Origin of the sequence: Acetobacterium sp. (assembly GCF_039830195.1) — a bacterium.
GTDB lineage: Bacteria > Bacillota > Clostridia > Eubacteriales > Eubacteriaceae > Acetobacterium.
In genome coordinates this window covers 43,394-61,759 of sequence record NZ_JBDODG010000017.1, presented here as the reverse complement: position 1 = coordinate 61,759, position 18,366 = coordinate 43,394, and the positions used below count along the sequence as shown (strand labels likewise).

Annotated in this window: 17 protein-coding genes; 14 read left to right on the top strand and 3 right to left on the bottom strand. The window is 43.8% G+C overall.

The features are described from left to right. Positions 1–181: 181 nt before the first annotated feature. Complete coding sequence (locus ABGU93_RS06460) at positions 182–922, top strand: molybdopterin-dependent oxidoreductase (RefSeq protein ID WP_347412661.1); 741 nt, start codon at positions 182–184, stop codon at positions 920–922. A 289-nt stretch (positions 923–1,211) separates the two neighbouring features. On the opposite strand, the gene ABGU93_RS06455 is transcribed toward ABGU93_RS06460, so the two are convergent. Both ABGU93_RS06455 and ABGU93_RS06450 read right to left on the bottom strand, forming a co-directional pair. Beyond that, entirely contained in the window at positions 1,212–2,435 is a 1,224-nt protein-coding gene (locus ABGU93_RS06455; RefSeq protein WP_347412660.1) for an MFS transporter, read from the bottom strand. 107 nt (positions 2,436–2,542) lie between these two features. Beyond that, positions 2,543–4,561: an FAD-dependent oxidoreductase gene (locus ABGU93_RS06450; protein WP_347412659.1), complete on the bottom strand. Its 2,019-nt coding sequence runs from the start codon at positions 4,559–4,561 to the stop codon at positions 2,543–2,545. A 175-nt stretch (positions 4,562–4,736) separates the two neighbouring features. On the opposite strand from ABGU93_RS06450, the gene ABGU93_RS06445 reads away from it, so the two are divergent. From ABGU93_RS06445 to ABGU93_RS06395, 11 genes are all read left to right on the top strand, one after another. Then, on the top strand, positions 4,737–6,284 hold the full coding sequence (locus tag ABGU93_RS06445) for a helix-turn-helix domain-containing protein (protein ID WP_347412658.1): 1,548 nt from the start codon (positions 4,737–4,739) through the stop codon (positions 6,282–6,284). A 147-nt stretch (positions 6,285–6,431) separates the two neighbouring features. Beyond that, a complete protein-coding gene (locus ABGU93_RS06440) occupies positions 6,432–6,878 on the top strand; it encodes an Hsp20 family protein (RefSeq protein WP_347412657.1) in 447 nt (148 codons plus the stop codon). A gap of 272 nt (positions 6,879–7,150) precedes the next feature. Next, on the top strand, positions 7,151–8,641 hold the full coding sequence (locus ABGU93_RS06435) for a DEAD/DEAH box helicase (RefSeq protein WP_347412656.1): 1,491 nt from the start codon (positions 7,151–7,153) through the stop codon (positions 8,639–8,641). Positions 8,642–8,698: 57 nt separating this feature from the next. After that, the gene (locus tag ABGU93_RS06430; protein ID WP_347412655.1) at positions 8,699–9,247 is read left to right on the top strand and encodes an NUDIX hydrolase; all 549 of its coding nucleotides are present in this window, start codon (positions 8,699–8,701) and stop codon (positions 9,245–9,247) included. Positions 9,248–9,303: 56 nt separating this feature from the next. Next, on the top strand, positions 9,304–9,846 hold the full coding sequence (locus ABGU93_RS06425) for an HD domain-containing protein (protein WP_347412654.1): 543 nt from the start codon (positions 9,304–9,306) through the stop codon (positions 9,844–9,846). A 267-nt stretch (positions 9,847–10,113) separates the two neighbouring features. Further along, positions 10,114–10,953, top strand: a complete 840-nt coding sequence (locus tag ABGU93_RS06420; protein WP_347412653.1) for a phosphate ABC transporter substrate-binding protein — start codon at positions 10,114–10,116, stop codon at positions 10,951–10,953. A 94-nt stretch (positions 10,954–11,047) separates the two neighbouring features. Then, on the top strand, positions 11,048–11,929 hold the full coding sequence (gene pstC / locus ABGU93_RS06415; RefSeq protein ID WP_347412652.1) for a phosphate ABC transporter permease subunit PstC: 882 nt from the start codon (positions 11,048–11,050) through the stop codon (positions 11,927–11,929). Next, entirely contained in the window at positions 11,930–13,135 is a 1,206-nt protein-coding gene (gene pstA, locus ABGU93_RS06410; protein ID WP_347412651.1) for a phosphate ABC transporter permease PstA, read from the top strand. It begins immediately after the preceding gene. Between the two features lie 8 nt (positions 13,136–13,143). Then, positions 13,144–13,902, top strand: a complete 759-nt coding sequence (gene pstB, locus ABGU93_RS06405) for a phosphate ABC transporter ATP-binding protein PstB (protein WP_347412650.1) — start codon at positions 13,144–13,146, stop codon at positions 13,900–13,902. A 15-nt stretch (positions 13,903–13,917) separates the two neighbouring features. Beyond that, entirely contained in the window at positions 13,918–14,640 is a 723-nt protein-coding gene (gene phoU, locus ABGU93_RS06400) for a phosphate signaling complex protein PhoU (RefSeq protein WP_347412649.1), read from the top strand. A gap of 260 nt (positions 14,641–14,900) precedes the next feature. Next, positions 14,901–16,745: a diguanylate cyclase gene (locus tag ABGU93_RS06395; protein ID WP_347412648.1), complete on the top strand. Its 1,845-nt coding sequence runs from the start codon at positions 14,901–14,903 to the stop codon at positions 16,743–16,745. 64 nt (positions 16,746–16,809) lie between these two features. Here ABGU93_RS06395 and ABGU93_RS06390 read toward each other — a convergent pair whose 3' ends face one another. Continuing rightward, positions 16,810–17,040, bottom strand: a complete 231-nt coding sequence (locus ABGU93_RS06390) for a hypothetical protein (protein WP_347412647.1) — start codon at positions 17,038–17,040, stop codon at positions 16,810–16,812. 274 nt (positions 17,041–17,314) lie between these two features. On the opposite strand from ABGU93_RS06390, the gene ABGU93_RS06385 reads away from it, so the two are divergent. Both ABGU93_RS06385 and ABGU93_RS06380 read left to right on the top strand, forming a co-directional pair. Further along, entirely contained in the window at positions 17,315–17,611 is a 297-nt protein-coding gene (locus tag ABGU93_RS06385) for a GNAT family N-acetyltransferase (protein WP_347412646.1), read from the top strand. Positions 17,612–17,667: 56 nt separating this feature from the next. Beyond that, positions 17,668–18,366, top strand: coding sequence for a response regulator transcription factor (locus ABGU93_RS06380; protein ID WP_347412645.1), 699 nt, complete (start codon positions 17,668–17,670; stop codon positions 18,364–18,366).

Here is an 18,366-nt window from a genome sequence, read left to right as displayed (position 1 = left end):
TCAAAACGATTGTTTACCGCTATATCCATTATTACAATCGACGACGAATTTACAGTACAAATAATGGCTATCCACCGCTGGTTTATCGGGGGCTTTTTATCGACAATCACCAGCTCGCTGCATAGCATTTAAAGTTTTGATGATTGTTACCGGCGATGATGGCTGGCTATTCTATAGGGGCTTGGAAAATTCCTTGCGTGTTTTGACTGAACTATTATTGACAATTCCAGGCGAAGGACTGGTCCAGGCCAAAAATCTGGTGATGGTTATCGGGGACAAGTACGTTACTGAAGAAGCGGCAGCAATGATCGGCAATCTGCTGGCGCTGCTTGATCAGGCCGACGGCAAACGCAGCGGGATCTTCCCGGTGGCAGTTAAAAACAACAGTCTGGGCCTTAACTATATGGGCGTGCAAAACACAGCCGCTGTTTTAAGCGAGGCTAAAGCGTTGCTCTTATTCGGCGAAGATCCCAGTACCGATTTAAGCCGATATGACTTCCTGATGGTTCAGGATACCCACCTGACCCAGGCCGCCGAAAGAGCTGATGTGGTGTTGCCGGCCCTGGCCTTTCCGGAAGTCAATGGCACCTTCGTCAATACCGAAGGCCGGTTGTTAAAAGTTAAAAAAGCCGTTGAGAATCCCCTGGAATTCAGCAACATTGAGATGGTCCAGGCGATTGCCGATATTCTTTCGGCAGATCTGGGTTCGGCCTGCCCGAAAAAAATAAGAAAAGCCATTGAAAAAGATCATCCGGCATTTCGGGAGGTGGAAGCAGGGGAGCTGTTGATGCATTTTGCAGCAGAGCAACCCGGCTTGGCGCTAACTCCCTATGTCGATGGCCGGTTGTTTACGGAACTGCCATGCACGGATTATCTGATGAATACCATTCAGAATGAATTGGACAAGGTCATTAAGTCATAAACTATTTTGAATTTAAAAGAAATTTCCTGATTGATGCATTGGTGATCAATCAGGAATATCTTTGTTAAGAGAAAAATAAAAACAATAGTAACAATTGATGTGGCAGGTCATGCACGATGTAATGATCTAAAGCCGATTATTACATCGTATTACATTAGATCGTTTCATTAAATAAGCTAAACTAATTTTAAAACTTAAAAAAACTCTGTCTCGAAAAAATCAGGATGATCTGATTTCAATCGAGATAGAGTTTTTAAAAATTAACGTTTATAGACTAGCGATTATTCACTTATGCCTGTGGTGATAGCTCAGGTTCTGAAATAATTTCAGATTTCTTTGAGCAAAGTTCTGGCAGCAGGAAAACGAGCGCTGCGACGATTGCCATGCAGCCACCAGCCAGGATAAAGAAAAGCTTCATATCAGAACCGGCAATGGGTGTAATAATAAATGTTGGGATTAAAACGCCACCCATTAATTGCAAGGTTGCGGTAAAACCACCGGCGGTACCGGCGTATAATGGTCCGATTTCAGGAAGCTGAATGGGAATTGACATTAACAAAGGTATTTGGCCAGCCAGAGCAGCGCCTGTTAAAAACAGGCTGATGCCTAAAAGAAAACCAGCTGGGGCACTCCAGGCCAGAGCTGCACCGAGGGCAGAAACCATAGCCAGGATCAATAAAACCGGTTTCATTTTACCGACTTTGCTGACGATTAGCGGTGAAATCAGGCAGCCAACCAGACTGCCAATCATCATGATTGAACCATAGCCGCCAGCCGTAATGGCATCAATACCGCGACCAACTAGAGCCGTTGGTAAAAAGGAACTGATGGCAATATTACAGGCGATGATTCCCATGAGACAAAATCCGACAATCCAGACCGGGCGACTTTTTGCGACCACCTTAACGGCCATACCCAAAGATGCCGTTTCAAAAGCTGTATCGCTGGCTTCTGTTTGTTTGGGATTTTTGACAACGAGCAGCCAGAGAATCGTTCCGATAATACTGATGATCGCTGCAAAAATAAATGCACTGGTAATACTTGGGAAAAAGGCCGTCGTTCCCATCCCCAGGGTCATGGCCAGGGTTGATGATGCCAGCAGGATACTCATCATTGAACTGATTTTTTCTGCAGGAAAATAGCTGCCGATGATTTTTGCGCCGTTTGCATTTAAGAAAGCAGCACCAAATCCAGTTAAGATCATATAAATTAATAGCGTGTTTGAATCGTTGGCAGTAACACGCAAACAGGTCCCGATAGCTGTAACGACTAATGCGATGCCGATAACTTTCTTGATGCCAAATTTATCAACCATTAAACCGGCAATCAGACTGGATAAAATGGCTGGGATCATTGGGGCCGAAAATAAGCTGCTAAATTGGCTCATTGATAAATTGAATTGTTCGATTAATTGCGGTGCCAGGGGGGACAACTGATATTGAGTATAACTTGGTGAAAATAATGCCAGACAGGCAATAACCAGAACGATCCAGGAATAGTTTTTGTTTTTCATTTGTTGATCTCCTTAATGAATGAATGGCACGAATAATAGCGGAGTATTATTTGTGCCATTTTAATAAAATTGTCAGAAATTGAATATTTAATCAGGGATTAATCGATTTAATAGCGGCCAATGTCACAAGCGACTTGATGGGCCGCCGAAGTGGCATCGTAAATATTTTTCGGGGTGACGCAGTCGCCAATCTGGTAGAATTCTGGGGCACAGGTCGAAAGGGCCAGGGCTTCTTCCTGGAGTGGTTTTTGACCGATGGCGTAGATAATCGTATCGGCTAGGATGGTGCGGACGCCGGTAGCATCTTCCACAGTCAATCCGGCATCAGTGATTTCCAGGGCTTTGGTGGAAACACAAAGCTTGATATTGGGGTGACGGGTCAGTTCATCACCCAGCGCTACGCCGTGAACCAGCGGGAAGCCGCCGGGCAGTTCCATTAAGCCGCCCATGCGATTGGAGGTGCCTTCAACCGGCGGTGGGGTGGCAATGGTACCAGGTGCCATTTCGACAATGGTGATGTCACGGCCCAAGCTTGACAGGAAGATGGCCAGTTCCAGACCAACCAGTCCGCCGCCCATAATGACGGCATGTTGGCCGACTTGTTCCGGATGATAATACACGTCTTCGGCGCCGACGGCTTTGGGGCTGTCGATGCCTTTGATATTGGGAACCAGCGGCCGGGCGCCCATGGCGGCAATGATCACGTCGGGATGGAAGGATTCGGCCAGTTCCGGGGTGATGGCGGTATTAAAATGGACTTCAATGGCAGATCGGGATACTTTTAACGCCTGGCGTTTAAGATAGGTATCCAGATTTGATTTGAAAGGGATTTTTTCCTCGCAAAGCAGTGCCCCGCCCAGACGATCGTTTTTTTCGCAGAGAATCACCCGGTGTCCCTGTTTGGATGCCGTCAGGGCCGCCTGCATGCCGCCGACACCGCCACCGGCAACCAGCACGGTCTTTTTATGGATCGGCAGTGGGGTAGTCAGACTGGCTTGTTCCCGGCCGATTTCCGGATTGGTGGCACAGTAGAAAACGCCGTCGATGGTGCTGTTGGAGAAGCAGTAAAAACAGCGCAGACAGGGATTGATTTCATCAGCCCGGCCCAGTCGGGCTTTAATCGGCAGATCGGGATCAGCCAGGGTTTGACGACCCAGATTGACCACATCCACCTGGCCGGAGGCGATCAGCTCTTCCATCATCTCAGGATCAGTCAGGGCACCAACCGTGCCAACTGGCGTTTTGACGTGCTTTTTGATCTCAGCTGCATAGGAGGTATTGCAGCCATCGGGCAAAAACATGGTGGGATGGGTTTTCATAGCCGCCGCATCGATTTCATGGTGACCCACTGAAACATGGATCATTTCAACTTTGCCATCTAATAGCTTAGCAATTTTAATCCCTTCATCAAGATCGTAACCATCTGGCAGACATTCGGTGGCACTCATTCTAAATTCGATGGGCATATCCGGGCCGACCCGCTTACGAATGGCTTCGATAACAGCCAGCGGAAAACGCATCCGGTTTTCTACTGAACCGCCCCACTTGTCCGTTCGTTTGTTATCCCGGGGGGAGAGGAACTGATGCATCTGCCAGCCGTGACCGCCGTGAAGGGTAATCATGTTGTAGCCGCATTGGCGGGCAAAGGAAGCAGCGTCGCAGTATTTTTGAATCATGACTTCGATCTGCTCATCCTGCATGGCGCGGATTTCCACCCCGTCCTCGCGAGTCCCGTCAATCGTACCGTAAACAAAGCCGGGGTTGACCGGCATTAAACCAAGATTGGTGTTTTGTCCGGCGTGACAGAGCTCAATGGCGGCAACGGCACCATGCCGGGTGATGGCGGTACTGGTGCGGGTCAGATTAACTTTTCCAAGAATATCGTTGCCCCGCATTTGAAAGGGATGGCTGCGTCCATAATCACCATCGACGATCATATCGCCAACACAGACCGAAGCAAAACCGCCTAGCGCTTTGCGTTCATAAAAATAGGCGGCTTCTTCGGTTAAAAACCGGTCACTAGTTAAACCGGGATAATCCTGAGGTGACGAAAAGATCCGGTTTTTAAAAAGCGTCTTTCCCAGCTTGATGGGTTCAAACAGATGTTTATACTTTAATTCTGGCATATTGACAATCTCCTTCAATTTTTATAGATAGCTAAATTTTATAACAAGGACGTCATCGAAGCATCACACCAATGGCTGAAAATGCGGGCCGGAATTTCGACAATTACTTAAATGCTAAAAAATTGAAAACATGATAAACTTATTGAAAGTAGAAAGAACCGAAAGGGTCGACCAAATGAAAATTAAACTATCCATGATTCTGGATCAATTAAAAGCGTATCGATATGAATATGTTGAAGGTGACGCAGGCGATCAGCTGGGGTTTTCCAGTGTGCGTTTGCTCAAACCCTTGGAGCAGGGGTATAAGAAAGAGGTCTTATATCTGGGATCAGCAGCCGTAATGCAGCAGATTGATTCGCGTCATCTGCCATCCCAACTGATTTGCCTGGCCGATTCGTCTCTTGCGCTTGAAATTGAAAAGGTTCAAACCATCGGTCTGGCGCTGATCTATTCAGATTGCGATATTGAGGTATTACTGGAAAGAATCGCCGACATCATCAGCGAATATCACCAGATCTACGATGACATGATCAGGCGGATCACCGACAACAAAGGGTTGACGGAGATTATTAATGCCATAACTCCGATTCTCGGCAATCCGCTTTATGTGGCCGATGCGGATTTTAAGGTGTTGGCCCGAACCGACTGCGTCCTGGAGCAGCCGGATCAGTGGCGGCATATTGTTGAAAATGGCATTGAAGACGGTTATATTTCCAGCTCCGTCAATGATTTTTATTATATGAAAGACCTGGTACAAAAAACCGAGCATCAGCATGAGCCGGTATTCTTTTCCGGCAATGAACTCTATCCCCATTCTTTTTGCACCATGAATTTAACCAGTCGCAATAAAAAAATGGGCCTAGTGACGGTGTTTGAAACTGAGCGCCCATTTTCAATCGGCACCAAAGCAACCATTGAATTTTTCAGTGACATCCTGATCATGGAAATACAGAAAAATCAGACCTTAATCAGCAATGAAGGGGTCAAACTGGGCTACCTGTTTGCCGAAATTCTAACCGGTAATCATCATTCCGAAAATGAATTGCGAAAAGTCATCAACTATGTCGATATTGATTTTCCGGAAAAGTTTTTTATTGTGGTTTTAAAGTCCCGGCATGACAATCGCAACCGCTATGAACTGACGTTTTTAAGGAAAAAAATCATCAGTCTGGTCAAAAACACCATTTGTATTATTCATCAGAATAACATTGTCATGCTGGCCAATGACAGCAGCAGCCAATTTAGCGGACAGGGTTTGTCCGAAATTGAAAACTGGCTCCAGGATTCACAAATGGTGGTTGGGGTCAGTGATGATGGCTGTGATATTAAACAGTTCAGAAAATCTTATCAGGAAGCACTGACGGCCATCGAGTTGGGTCTGAAATCGGAACGGGAGGATGTGATCTTTTTATATGACCGTTACCGCTTTGCCCATCTGATGGATGTGCTGGTGAATCTGGAAAACAGTGAAGCGTTTGGCCATCCCGCCCTAGCTAGACTGCAGCTGTATGATCATAAAAAGGGCGCCAATCTGGTGGAAACCCTGTATTGTTATATGAAAAACGGTCGCTCCCAAGCCCAGACCGCCAAAGAATTGCATCTGCACCGTAGCTCCCTGCAGTATCGGCTGACGAAAATGGAAGAAGTCATGGGCGTGGAGTTGGATCATTATCAGACATTTTTGCATCTGCAGCTGACCTATGAGATGCTGAAACCGATATGATGGACGTATAATCAGTAGCTTAAAAAAATCTTAAACTAGTTAATGTGCAATCTTGACAAATTTTTACAAAAGTGGTATAAAATAATCAAAGTTAGCACTCGTTAAGTGCGAGTGCTAACAAATAAAATTTGTAAAGGAGTGGTTATGGTGACAGCACTGATTCCGTTTAACAGAAAACGCAATGATTTGATGAATACCGGTTTTGATGATTTCCAAAATATGCTTGACGACTTTTTTGCAGAAGGATGGCCTTTGAGAAGAAGTTTAGCAGGTGACACCTTCAAGATCGATTTACAAGACAATGAGAAAGAATACATTGTCGAAGCCGAGCTGCCCGGTGTTGCTAAAGGGGATATCAACCTTTCGCTTGAAGAAGGAAGACTTCAGATTTCAGTCAAGAAGGAAGAAGTTAAGGAAGAAAAAGAAAAGAATTATATTCATCGCGAAAGAAAATTCTCTTCGATGACCAGAAATGTATTTCTCGCTGATGCAGCTTCAGATGATATAAAAGCCAAACTGACTGATGGGGTTCTGACCATTACAGTACCAAAAGCAGTGAAGCAGGAACAGTCAAAATTAATAGAAATTGAATAAAGGTTATCCAGTGGGAGTTAAAAATTTCCGGTTTCATGAGCAAAAAACCTCGTCAGATAAGCTGATGAGGTTTTTTGCAGTAATCGACAATGGCCAGACAAAAAGTAGTACTTACTGTTATGGATAACAATAAACCTTGCTTAATTAGTAAATATAGACTATAATTAAATGTCAAGTAATAAACCAGCTGTATCTTCTGTGAATTCCCAGTGGATACAGCTTTTTAAATGGATTGAAATAAGTTTATAATAAAATAAAGAAAGCAGAAAAACGTGATAAATAAAAAGTTTAACCAGTACCAACTTAGTGATGAGCTCCTAAAAGCCATCGAAAAACTCAATTTTGAAAACCCGACCAAGGTTCAGGAAGCCGTGATTCCCATTGCTTTGGAAAACAAAGATATTCTCTGTAAGGCCCAAACCGGCAGCGGTAAAACGGCGGCCTTTGGCATTCCAATCTGTGAACTGCTGGACTGGGAAGAGAACAAACCTCAGGCCCTGGTGCTGACCCCGACCCGGGAACTGGCGCTGCAGGTCCACGAAGATATTTTTAACATTGGCCGCTTCAAGCGGGTGAAGGTGTCAGCCCTTTATGGAAAATCCCCGATCCGCCGGCAGGAAAAAGAGCTGAAACAGAAAACCCATGTGGTGGTGGGAACCCCAGGCCGGGTTATGGATCATATTGAACGGGGAACCTTTATCACCAATGAGATCCGTTTTCTGGTCATCGACGAAGCTGATGAGATGCTGAATATGGGTTTTATTGATCAGGTTGAGGAAATCATCAATGAGATGCCCAAAAATCGGGTCACGATGTTGTTTTCAGCGACGTTGGAAAATGAGATAAAGCGGTTGTCAAAAAAATATATGAACGATCCCCAGATCATCGAGATTGAAGCCGAGGCCAAACGGACCGATGCGATAGAACAGTTTGTTTATAAAACGGGCCATGACGATAAACTGGATGTGTTAAAGGATGTGCTGGTGGTGGAAAATCCCGACAGTTGCATTATTTTTTGTAATACCCAGGAAATGGTCAATGCCATTTATAATCTGCTCGGTAAGGATAATAAGGCCTGTGAAAAGATTCACGGTGGTATGGAACAGGATGACCGCACCCTGGTCATGCAACGTTTTAAAAAGGGCGCCTTCCGCTATTTGATTGCCACCGATGTGGCGGCTCGGGGGATTGATGTTCATGAGATTTCGCTGGTCATTAATTTTGATGTCCCCTGGGAAAAGGAAACCTATGTCCATCGCATCGGCCGGACCGGTCGTCGGGGCACCACTGGTAAAGCCATTACCCTGGTTTCGGCAAAGGAAGGCCGCTTATTTCGAGATATTGAAAACTATACCGACAAAGAAATAATTGAAAAAGAATGTCCCACGCTTTCCACGGTCCATTCACTAAAAGCGGCCTTTATCGAAAAACTACAGGAAAAACCGGAAGAAAAGTTGGACAAAGCCCATGACTTGACCCGGGAGATCACCAAGATCCATATCAATGCCGGCAAAAAGACAAAAATGCGACCGGTGGATATTGTTGGTACCCTGTGTAATCTGGAGGGGATGACCGCCGCGGATATCGGCGTAATCACGATTCTGGATGTCTCCACCTTTGTGGAAATTCTGAATAACAAAGGCCCTCAGGTGTTAAAAGAGCTGCAAACCCGAAATATCAAGGGGCGGCCGAGAAAGGTAACCCTGGCCGAAGACAAGCCAGTTACCATGGCCCGAAAAAAACCGATTCGTCGATTCTATTGATTAAAATTTAGTGTTTAAGATTAATATTTAACACGAGATGATTATAGTGAGGTGTCCATGGATTATTTAACCGCTATCACTGCGTTTAAACCGGGATCAGCCCAGGAACAGGCCGATCAGCAGACCTTTATCCGATTCATTAATAATAATCCGGATGTTTTGCTCCGGGAAAATAAAATTGCCCATCTGACCAGTTCAGCCTTGATTTTTAATGAGGCTCGGGATAAACTGTTAATGATCTACCATAACATTTATCAATCCTGGTCCTGGACCGGGGGGCATGCCGACGGTGAACCGGACCTGCTGCAGGTGGCGATCCGGGAAGCCAAAGAAGAAACCGGATTAAAGCAAGTAACAGCAACAGCCGATAAAATTATTTCTCTGGATATTTTACCGGTTTTTGGTCATGTCAAAAACAATCAGCCGGTTTCGGCCCATTTGCATTTATCAGTGGCCTATTTACTTTCGGCTTCGGAGGACGAACCACTGATGATCAAGCCCGACGAAAACAGTGGGGTCAGGTGGATCGCCGTTAATGAACTGGCAAACTATGTCAGTGAACCCCATATGCAGGTGGTTTATGATAAAATTTTAAATAAGCACTGATCATTACTTTCTGTTTTGGAATTATTTTGATAAGATTTAAAAATCTAGGAGGGTCTATGACAATATCAAAAGCCATTGAGTTTTCTGCCAAAGCCCACGAAGGTCATTTCCGGAAGGGCTCTCAGGTACCCTATATTACGCACCCTTTTGAGGTCGCCAAAATTCTCGGTGAGGCGGTGGACCCGGAAGAAAACGAAGCCCTGATCATTGCCGGCCTGCTTCACGACACAGTGGAAGATACGGATACCAACCTGGAAACCATTCGCCGGGAATTTGGTGACGTGGTGGCCGATCTGGTGGCCTCCGACTCGGAAAACAAACGGTTACCTTGGGAAGCGCGCAAGCAGCATACCATTGATTTTCTCAAGAATGAAGCAACCCGGGACATGCAGTTGCTGGCCTGCGCTGATAAACTGGCCAACATGAGAAGTGTTAAAGCCGATTATGCCAGAATCGGCGAAGAGGTCTGGGATATTTTTGTCAGAGGTAAGAAAAAGCAGGCCTGGTATTACCAGGGCGTGCTGGATGCATTGACACCGCTGGAAGGTTTAGCAATGTATCAGGAACTTAAAATACTGATTGAAGAAATTTTCGACTGAAATTTCAACTGAATTTGTTTGGTTGAATTTTAATGATTCGATAGGTGAATATAAAAACGGCGATTAAAGACAAAAGCAGGCTGAGTCATTCAGAATGCCTTTGTCTTTTTTATTTACAAACCTGTAATCGACAAACAGAAATTTAAACACCATCTATTTAACAGAGTGTTAACAATTTCTTTACCTCCCTAAAACCTTTTATGCATTTTTATTTGGTAAGATAGCTATGCAAACAACGAAAATTAAGGAAATTTGAAGGAGAAAAAAATGTCAAAAAAATTAAAAAAAGTTCTAGTATCACTGTTAGTTGGTGCAACAGTGCTGACCCTGGCAGGATGCGGTTCTTCAGGATCAACAACTTCAACAACTAAAGATGCGATTTCAGGCGAAATCAACGGCGGTGGTTCGACATCGGTCCAGAAAATTATCGATGCAGCCGGCTCAGAATTTACCGCGTTAAACCCAGATGCCAAGTTTACTTACAGCGGAACGGGTTCATCTGATGGAATCAAAGGCGCAACTGCTGGGACCTATTCCTTTGGTTGTGCATCCCGGGATTTGAAAACAGAAGAAAAGGGCAGCCTAACTGAGTTGATCTTTGCTTATGATGGCATTGCCATCGTCACTAATCCGGCGAATACCGTAACAAATCTGACAAAAGATCAGGTTGCAAAAATCTACATGGGCGAAATCACTAACTGGAGCGAAGTTGGTGGAGCAGATGCACCGATCGTCGTAGTTTCCCGAGAAGATGGATCAGGAACTCGAAGTGCGGTTGAAGAATTAGTTGGTTTTGCAGAAAAACTGAAAGTTGATGCCACCATTAAAGAAGGTAACGGAAACGTTCAAACGACAGTAGCCGGCAATGCCAATGCCATCGGCTATGTTTCGTTAACCTTTGTTGACAAAACCGTTAAAGCAGTCGATGTTGACGGCGTTAAAGCGAGTGTTGATAATGTTAAAAACAAAACCTATCCAATTTCAAGACCGTTCCTGGCCATGTATGATAAATCAAAGGTTGATGATGCAACCCTGGCATTCCTTGACTTCCTGATGAGCACAGAAGGACAGGCAATTGTTGAAGAGCACGGCGGTATCGCAGTTTAATACCAGAAAACTGAGACTCCTGAAAAGGAGTCTCTCTTCATTAAAATAATCCCATGACAGGCGACCAGCATGGGTAGGAAAAGGAGCGTTTATTTTGCAGGCAATTAAACGTAATAAACAAAAAGAGACAATCATCGAAGGCTTTTTTCTAATCTGTGCTTTCGTAGCTGTAATCAGTGTTCTGGCGATTACAGTTTTCGTTTTTTTCAATGGACTTAAACCATTTATTTCAAATAGTTATTCCCTTTGGGATTTTTTAACCGGCGTTGAATGGCGACCGGGTTCAAACATGTTTGGGATCTTTTATATGATCGTGGGATCGATTTTTGCAACGTTGGGGGCCATTCTGATCGGCGTGCCAGTAGCGATTTTCACGGCTGTTTATATATCTGAACTGGCTGGTTCCCGAATTGGTAAGATGATCCGCTTTGCGGTGGAATTGCTGGCGGGGATCCCATCGGTTTTATATGGGGTTTTTGGTTTGGGAATCATTGTTCCTTATGTGCTGAAAGTTTCACCGATGGCTCAGGGCGAATCCCTGCTGGCGACCATTTTGGTACTGGCGATTATGATTTTGCCGACGGTGGTCAGCATTTCGGAAACATCTATCAGTGCCGTCCCGAAAGAGTATCGGGAAGGTTCCTATGCACTGGGAGCTTCTAAAATCCAGACCATCTTCAAGGTCGTGCTGCCGGCCGCCCGATCCGGTATTATGACCGGTGTAATTCTGGGGATTGGTCGAGCCATTGGCGAAACCATGGCCGTCATGCTGGTTTGTGGTAATCCTATCGCCGGTATTCCGACCAGTCTGTTTGATCAGATCCGTCCTCTGACCACCAACATTGCCTTGGAAATGGGTTATGCCTCGGGCGTCCATCAGGAACTTTTGTACTCGACCGGGGTGGTGTTATTTATCTTCATTATGATCATTAATCTGGCAGTGAATAAACTGGTTAAGGCAAAGGTAGGCAGTTAGATGGGTAGAAAAGCAAAAGATAGTTTAGTCAAAGGTGTTATTTATCTGGCCACCGGCATCACCTTAAGCGTCTTGCTCTTTATTGTCGGGTTCATTTTTGTTAAAGGAATTGGGTTGGTTAACTGGGATTTTCTGACTCGCGACTTCAATGAAAAGGTAGTTTATGCCTTTATCGAGTCCAACGAGGTCCCGTTAAGCATCGACGAAGAAACCTTAAACGGAAAGAATCCCTACGATAAACGGTATGAAACACACTTGGAAGGACCCATTTATGTGGAGAATATTGGCGCCGCCATTGCGAAGGTAGCTTATAGGAATCACAGCACCGAGCGGGATCAGTTCGTCATTACCTACATTGAAAAAGATTCGCCCTTAAAAAGTGCGATAGATTCAACTGGTAAAAGTATCACGATTGGTAGCGATTATATTTTGCAGAGTATCAATGGTAATGATTTTACCGGGTTGACCCTGGAAGAAGTGGCAACAACCATTGCTGACGAATCCGGGGAACTTAAAATTAAAATCGTTCAGCCTGGCGGTGGGATTAAATCCAATATTATTACCACCCTATATATGGTATTGTTATCCCTTATCGTGGCATTACCCTTGGGGATTTTTGGAGCGATTTACCTGACCGAATATGCCAAGCCCGGCAGATTGGTGAATGCGATCCGCTTTGCGGCTGAGTGTCTGGCCGGCATCCCGTCAATTATATTTGGTTTATTTGGGATGGCGTTCTTTGTGGTCGCGCTGAAGTTTCAAATTTCGCTGATCTCCGGAAGCCTGACCGTGGCCATCATTCTACTGCCGGTTATCATCCGAAGTACTGAAGAAGCACTCAAAACAGTGCCGATGGCATTCCGGGAAGGTTCACTGGCTCTTGGAGCTACCAAGCTTCAAACCATCTTCAAGGTGGTGCTGCCCTGTGCGGTACCGGGTATTGCCACAGCAGTGCTGCTCAGCATCGGCCGGGTGGTCGGGGAGTCGGCGGCGTTACTATTAACCGCCGGAACAGTAGCACAAATTCCCGGGACCCTTTTTTCACCCGGCAGTACCCTGACGGTACAAGCTTATTATGTGGCGAAAGAAGAAGGTAACATCGAATTGGCCTGTGCCATCGGGATTGTCATAATTGTAATTGTTATTGTATTGAACATCTTGTCCCGCGTCACTTCCGACAAGTTGGATGTCTTTAATAAAAAATGAGGAGAAAAATGGACACAAATATAAAGTTTAACACCAAAAATCTGGATTTGTTTTATGGCGATTTCCAGGCTCTTAAATCAATCAATATGGAAATTCGTGAAAAGGAAGTAACTGCTTTTATCGGCCCCTCCGGTTGTGGGAAGTCAACCTTCCTGCGTTGTCTCAATCGCATGAATGATTTGATTGATTCGGTCAAAATTAAGGGTGAAATTATTTTTGACGGAAAAGATATTAACGGTCCGATCGATGTTATTAATTTACGGACTCGGGTGGGAATGGTTTTTCAGAAACCAAATCCCTTTCCGATGAGTATTTATGAAAACATTGCCTATGGCCCGAAATGTCAAGGAATGAAGGATAAAAACCAGTTGGATACCCTGGTTAAAGAAAGCCTGGTGAAGGCGGCACTGTGGGATGAAGTTAAAGATCGCTTAAACAAATCGGCATTGGGATTATCAGGTGGACAACAGCAGCGGCTCTGTATCGCCCGGACCATTGCCATGAATCCGGAAGTTATTTTAATGGACGAGCCAACATCGGCTTTGGATCCCATTGCGACAGCAAAGATCGAAGATTTGATGTCCAGTTTGAAAAAAGATTATACCATTATTATCGTCACCCATTCCATGCAGCAGGCCGGGCGAATATCTGATAGAACTGCTTTCTTTCTGATGGGAGAGGTGATAGAATTCAATGAAACACCGATCATATTCACGAACCCCCATGATAAACGGACAGAGGATTACATCACCGGGCGTTTCGGTTGATAAGGAGAATAAATCATGCGAGTAGAGTATAATGAAGAACTAAGAATGATCAAAGACGAGATCTTGTTGATGTCGGCAATAACAGAAAAAATGCTTTCAGATTCGGTTTTGGCATTAAAATCCAAGAATTCTGAATTGGCCAGATCGGTTATCGATCGGGATGATTTAGTGGATGCCAAAGAAATTGAGCTTCAACTGATTGTCAGTAAGGTGATCGCCACCCAGGGTCCGGTTGCCACCGATCTGAGACGTCTGGCATCAACCTATAAAATTATCACCAACCTGGAACGAATCGCCGATTTGGCGGTGAATATCTCCAAACGGGTGCTGGAATTATCAGATGTGGTTTACATGAAGCGTCTCATCGATATTCCCCGGGCCTGTGAACTGGCCCAAACCCTGCTTAAGCTGGCGATTCAGGCTTTTATTCATGAAGATATCAGCCAGTTAAGAAAAATAGTGGATCTGGAAGATGAGATCGATGCGCTTAATATGCAGATTCATCATGATTGTTTGGCTTATATGATGGATAATTCTAAAAACATCCATCAAGGATCAGTATTTATTTTTGTGGGATCTTATCTGGAACGGATTGGTGATCATGCCACCAATATTTTCGAGACTGTTTTTTATATCGTCACCGGGGACTATATTGATTTCAATGATCTGGATGAGGAAATAATCAGTCAAACCCTGGAAATACAGAAGAAGATTGATCAGATCGAAAAAGAAGACTAACCGGTTCAAGATAAATGCACCTTTTAACATAATCGAGCAGGTAAGCCAGAGGATTTATTTCTCTGGCTTTTTTTGTAGAGAAATTTGCAGTTATTAATCAGATGCAGATATAAATTGAAGGGTGCGATTTCGAATAAATTACTAGTAAATTTTGGTGAAAATCATTATAATTAAGACATTAACGAAATCATTCGTAATTAACGGGAATATTGTTTAAACAAGTAAAGTTATAGAGAGTGTCAGGACTGGAAGGTACTAAAATGAAAACAGTGGAAATACCGAGAAAGACTTTTGATAAAGAGGCTCGGGGAGATGAGGCCCGGTTACTGAGACTGGTTGATATTTTACAACATCCTTCCGAGACGATTCAGGAATTTTTGGACTATGCATTGAAACAGGCCATTGAACTCACCGAAAGCCGGATCGGTTACATTTATCATTATAATGAGGAAAGATGTGAGTTTGTTCTTAACACCTGGTCTGAAGAGGTCATGGAAGCGTGTCACGTTGAAAAACGGGAAACAACCTATCAACTGGATAAGACGGGAATCTGGGGGGAAGCAGTGCGACAGCGGCGGCCAATCGTAATTAACGACTTTCAGAAAGAAAATCCGCTCAAGAAGGGTTGCCCTAAAGGGCACGTTCCGATGACGAATTTTTTGACGATTCCCATTTTCAAGCATCAAAAAATTGTTGGGGTCGTGGGACTGGCCAATAAGGAAACCGATTTTGATGAAAATGATCTCTTGAATGTTACCCTATTGATGGAAGCCGTCTGGACAGTGACCGAGAGTAAAAAAGCTGAACAGGCCTTAGCAGAAAGCGAAGAACGTTTTAGAGCCCTTCATAATGCTTCATTTGGCGGTATTGCGATTCACGATGGAGGCGTCATTTTAGAATGCAATCAGGGTCTTGCCGAAATGTTCCAATATACCAGGGAAGAGCTGATTGGAATGGATGGCCTGTTACTGATCGCGCCGGAATACCGGGAACTGGTTGGCAACAATATCGCAACCGGCTATGAAAAATCCTATGAAGCTTTTGGACGACGTAAAAATGGTGAAATCTTTCCGATGCGATTAGAAGGCAGAAATATTCCTTACAAAGGAAAAATAGTCCGTGTCGTTGAATTCAGGGATATTACAAAAGAAAAGGAAACGTATGCTAAAACAATCGAAATAAATCGGCGACTGCAGGATGAAATCATTGAGCGTAAATATATAGAAGAAGCCCTCAGAGCCAGTGAAGAAAAATTCAAGGCGATTATTGAGACATCACCTGATGGCATTGCCATTTCAACCCTGGATGGGATTGTAGAGTTTGCGACAGAAAAATCCTATTCGATGTGGGGGTTTGCGTCTGACGAAGAATGTATCGGCAGAAATATTATTGAATTCATTCATGAAAGTCATCAACAGAAAGCCATTCATTATGTCACCGAAATGTTAAACGGGAATTTAACCGGTGCGGCAGAATATTTGATGGTCAAAAAAGACGGCAGTCAGTTTTATTGTGAGGTCAATGCGAATATTCTTCGGGATAAAAATAATAATCCGACTGGTGTTCTTTATATTGAAAGGGATGTGACCGAACGCAAACATTTAGAAGAGGAACTGAAGGTTCTGGCCATTAAAGATCAGCTCACCGGACTTTATAATCGCCGCAAAATTGATGAAGTATTGATAAATGAAAAGGCCGAGGCTGATAGCAATGACCGGAATTTATCGGTAATTATGGTGGATATTGATTTATTTAAACTGGTGAATGACCAATATGGCCATCTGGTAGGAGATCAGGTATTAACTGAGGTTACAGAAATTCTGGCTAAAGGCACCCGGAGTATGGACGTACTTGGACGTTGGGGTGGTGAAGAGTTCATTATTATCTGCACCGATACAGATTTAGATGGCGCTACGGTTTTGGCTGAAAAATTACGGGAAATGATCGCAGCTCATGAGTTTAAGCTAGTGGGCAAAAAGACCTGCTCTTTTGGTGTTTCTCAGCTGCACAGTCATGAAACCATTGATGCACTGCTAATCCGATCGGATCAGGCCCTTTATCGTGCCAAAGACCAGGGACGGAATCGGGTGGTAACAGAATTTTAAGGATAAGACCTTTTTATCTAGTAAAGTACAAAAAAACAAGGGGTTAATCACCCCTTGTACATGTTTAGAGACCACGGTTTTTTATTTCTTCATCGCATTCATTGATGCATTCCTTAAGTTTTTTGGATTCAGCATCAAATTCTTCCATTTGCGCAACAATTTTTCCGCTTGATACGTGCATGCCAGATTGCTTAAAAATAAAGCTGCGTTCATTTTCAACATCTTCCAGGTCTTCTTTCAATTGTGCCAGCTTATTCTTGAGTTCGATGTCACTTAATTTACTTAATTCATCCATATTTTTCTCCTGTTATTTAAAATGATTCTTTTTTCAAGTATAACATGGTCAATTTCAGAATGCAACCGCTTAAACAATTGAGATTAAGACCGATTTATTAAAAATCATTCCTAAATCTTTCGCTTTTTTATTAGTCAGGCGCTATAATAGAATTACAGATGGAAGTGTTTTTATAAATCTGATCAAGCCCTTTATCTGGCAAAAAATAATGGCCGAAACCGGGTTGCGTTTTGTCAATAAGAATTATAAAACATGAAATTAACAGGAGGATACAATGGAAACCATTCATGAACGAAAAAACAAATTTTATATCGGTGCCAACGAAGAGGAGCCCATCGGTTTATTAAATTATCATATAGAAGGAGAGCTTTTTATTATCGATCATGTCTATGTGACCAGAGAACTCAGAGGGCAGGAACTTGGTGTTAAGCTGGTGGCCAAGGCGGTGGCCTTTGCCCGGGAAAACAAGCTGAAAATTATCGCTTACTGCTCCTATGCGGAAAAGGTGCTGACCGAAAATCAGGACTACCGGGATGTTTTTTCAGTCAGTAACGACGAATCAACAAAATGACAGAAATAAAATTAGCTTATTAAAAAGTAAAAATAAACTGACTCAGGGAGTTTCATATGAATGTTTTAGTTGCTGAAGATGAAAACGATATCCGAAACCTTTTAAAACTTCATCTTGAAGAAAATGGTTATACCGTCTTTACTGCAGTTGATGGTTTCGAAGCCTTGGCGATTTTTAGAAGTAATTCAATCAATATAGGGATTTTTGATGTGATGATGCCCCGGCTGGATGGCTTTAATCTGCTGCGAAAAATCCGGGAAACCAGTCAGATGCCGGTTATCTTTCTGACCGCCCGGGGAAACGAAATGGATAAGGTGCTGGGGTTGGGTCTTGGCGGTGATGATTATCTGGTTAAGCCTTTCAGTATGGCCGAACTCATTGCCCGGGTTAGCGCCCAGCTCAGACGTAACTATGAATACTCAGATAATAATCAAATGATGAAGTCCTATCTGAATGTCGGGAACTTATGTCTTGACGAGGATGGCTGTTGTCTTTATGTGAATGGCGTATTGGTGGAACTCAGTGCCAAGGAGTATTTGATACTACAGTTTTTAATGAAAAACCCGGACAAGGTTTTTACTAAAAAGCAGCTCTACCGGCAGGTTTGGGAAGAAGAGCTTTACTATGATGATAACACCATCATGGTTCATATCAGCCGACTGCGCAACAAATTAGAAGCAGATCCCAGAAATCCTGAGTATCTCAAAACGATTCGCGGGATTGGCTATAAATTTCATAGTCCCAAGGTTCCCTAG

Excerpts from the sequence above, each read along its gene's own strand:
- ABGU93_RS06455 (WP_347412660.1), bottom strand. The coding sequence starts at position 2,435 with ATGAAAAACAAAAACTATTCCTGGATCGTTCTGGTTATTGCCTGTCTG.
- ABGU93_RS06450 (WP_347412659.1), bottom strand. The coding sequence starts at position 4,561 with ATGCCAGAATTAAAGTATAAACATCTGTTTGAACCCATCAAGCTGGGA.
- ABGU93_RS06445 (WP_347412658.1), top strand. The coding sequence starts at position 4,737 with ATGAAAATTAAACTATCCATGATTCTGGATCAATTAAAAGCGTATCGA.
- ABGU93_RS06430 (WP_347412655.1), top strand. The coding sequence starts at position 8,699 with ATGGATTATTTAACCGCTATCACTGCGTTTAAACCGGGATCAGCCCAG.
- ABGU93_RS06425 (WP_347412654.1), top strand. The coding sequence starts at position 9,304 with ATGACAATATCAAAAGCCATTGAGTTTTCTGCCAAAGCCCACGAAGGT.
- ABGU93_RS06420 (WP_347412653.1), top strand. The coding sequence starts at position 10,114 with ATGTCAAAAAAATTAAAAAAAGTTCTAGTATCACTGTTAGTTGGTGCA.
- pstA (WP_347412651.1), top strand. The coding sequence starts at position 11,930 with ATGGGTAGAAAAGCAAAAGATAGTTTAGTCAAAGGTGTTATTTATCTG.
- pstB (WP_347412650.1), top strand. The coding sequence starts at position 13,144 with ATGGACACAAATATAAAGTTTAACACCAAAAATCTGGATTTGTTTTAT.
- phoU (WP_347412649.1), top strand. The coding sequence starts at position 13,918 with ATGCGAGTAGAGTATAATGAAGAACTAAGAATGATCAAAGACGAGATC.
- ABGU93_RS06395 (WP_347412648.1), top strand. The coding sequence starts at position 14,901 with ATGAAAACAGTGGAAATACCGAGAAAGACTTTTGATAAAGAGGCTCGG.
- ABGU93_RS06390 (WP_347412647.1), bottom strand. The coding sequence starts at position 17,040 with ATGGATGAATTAAGTAAATTAAGTGACATCGAACTCAAGAATAAGCTG.
- ABGU93_RS06385 (WP_347412646.1), top strand. The coding sequence starts at position 17,315 with ATGGAAACCATTCATGAACGAAAAAACAAATTTTATATCGGTGCCAAC.
- ABGU93_RS06380 (WP_347412645.1), top strand. The coding sequence starts at position 17,668 with ATGAATGTTTTAGTTGCTGAAGATGAAAACGATATCCGAAACCTTTTA.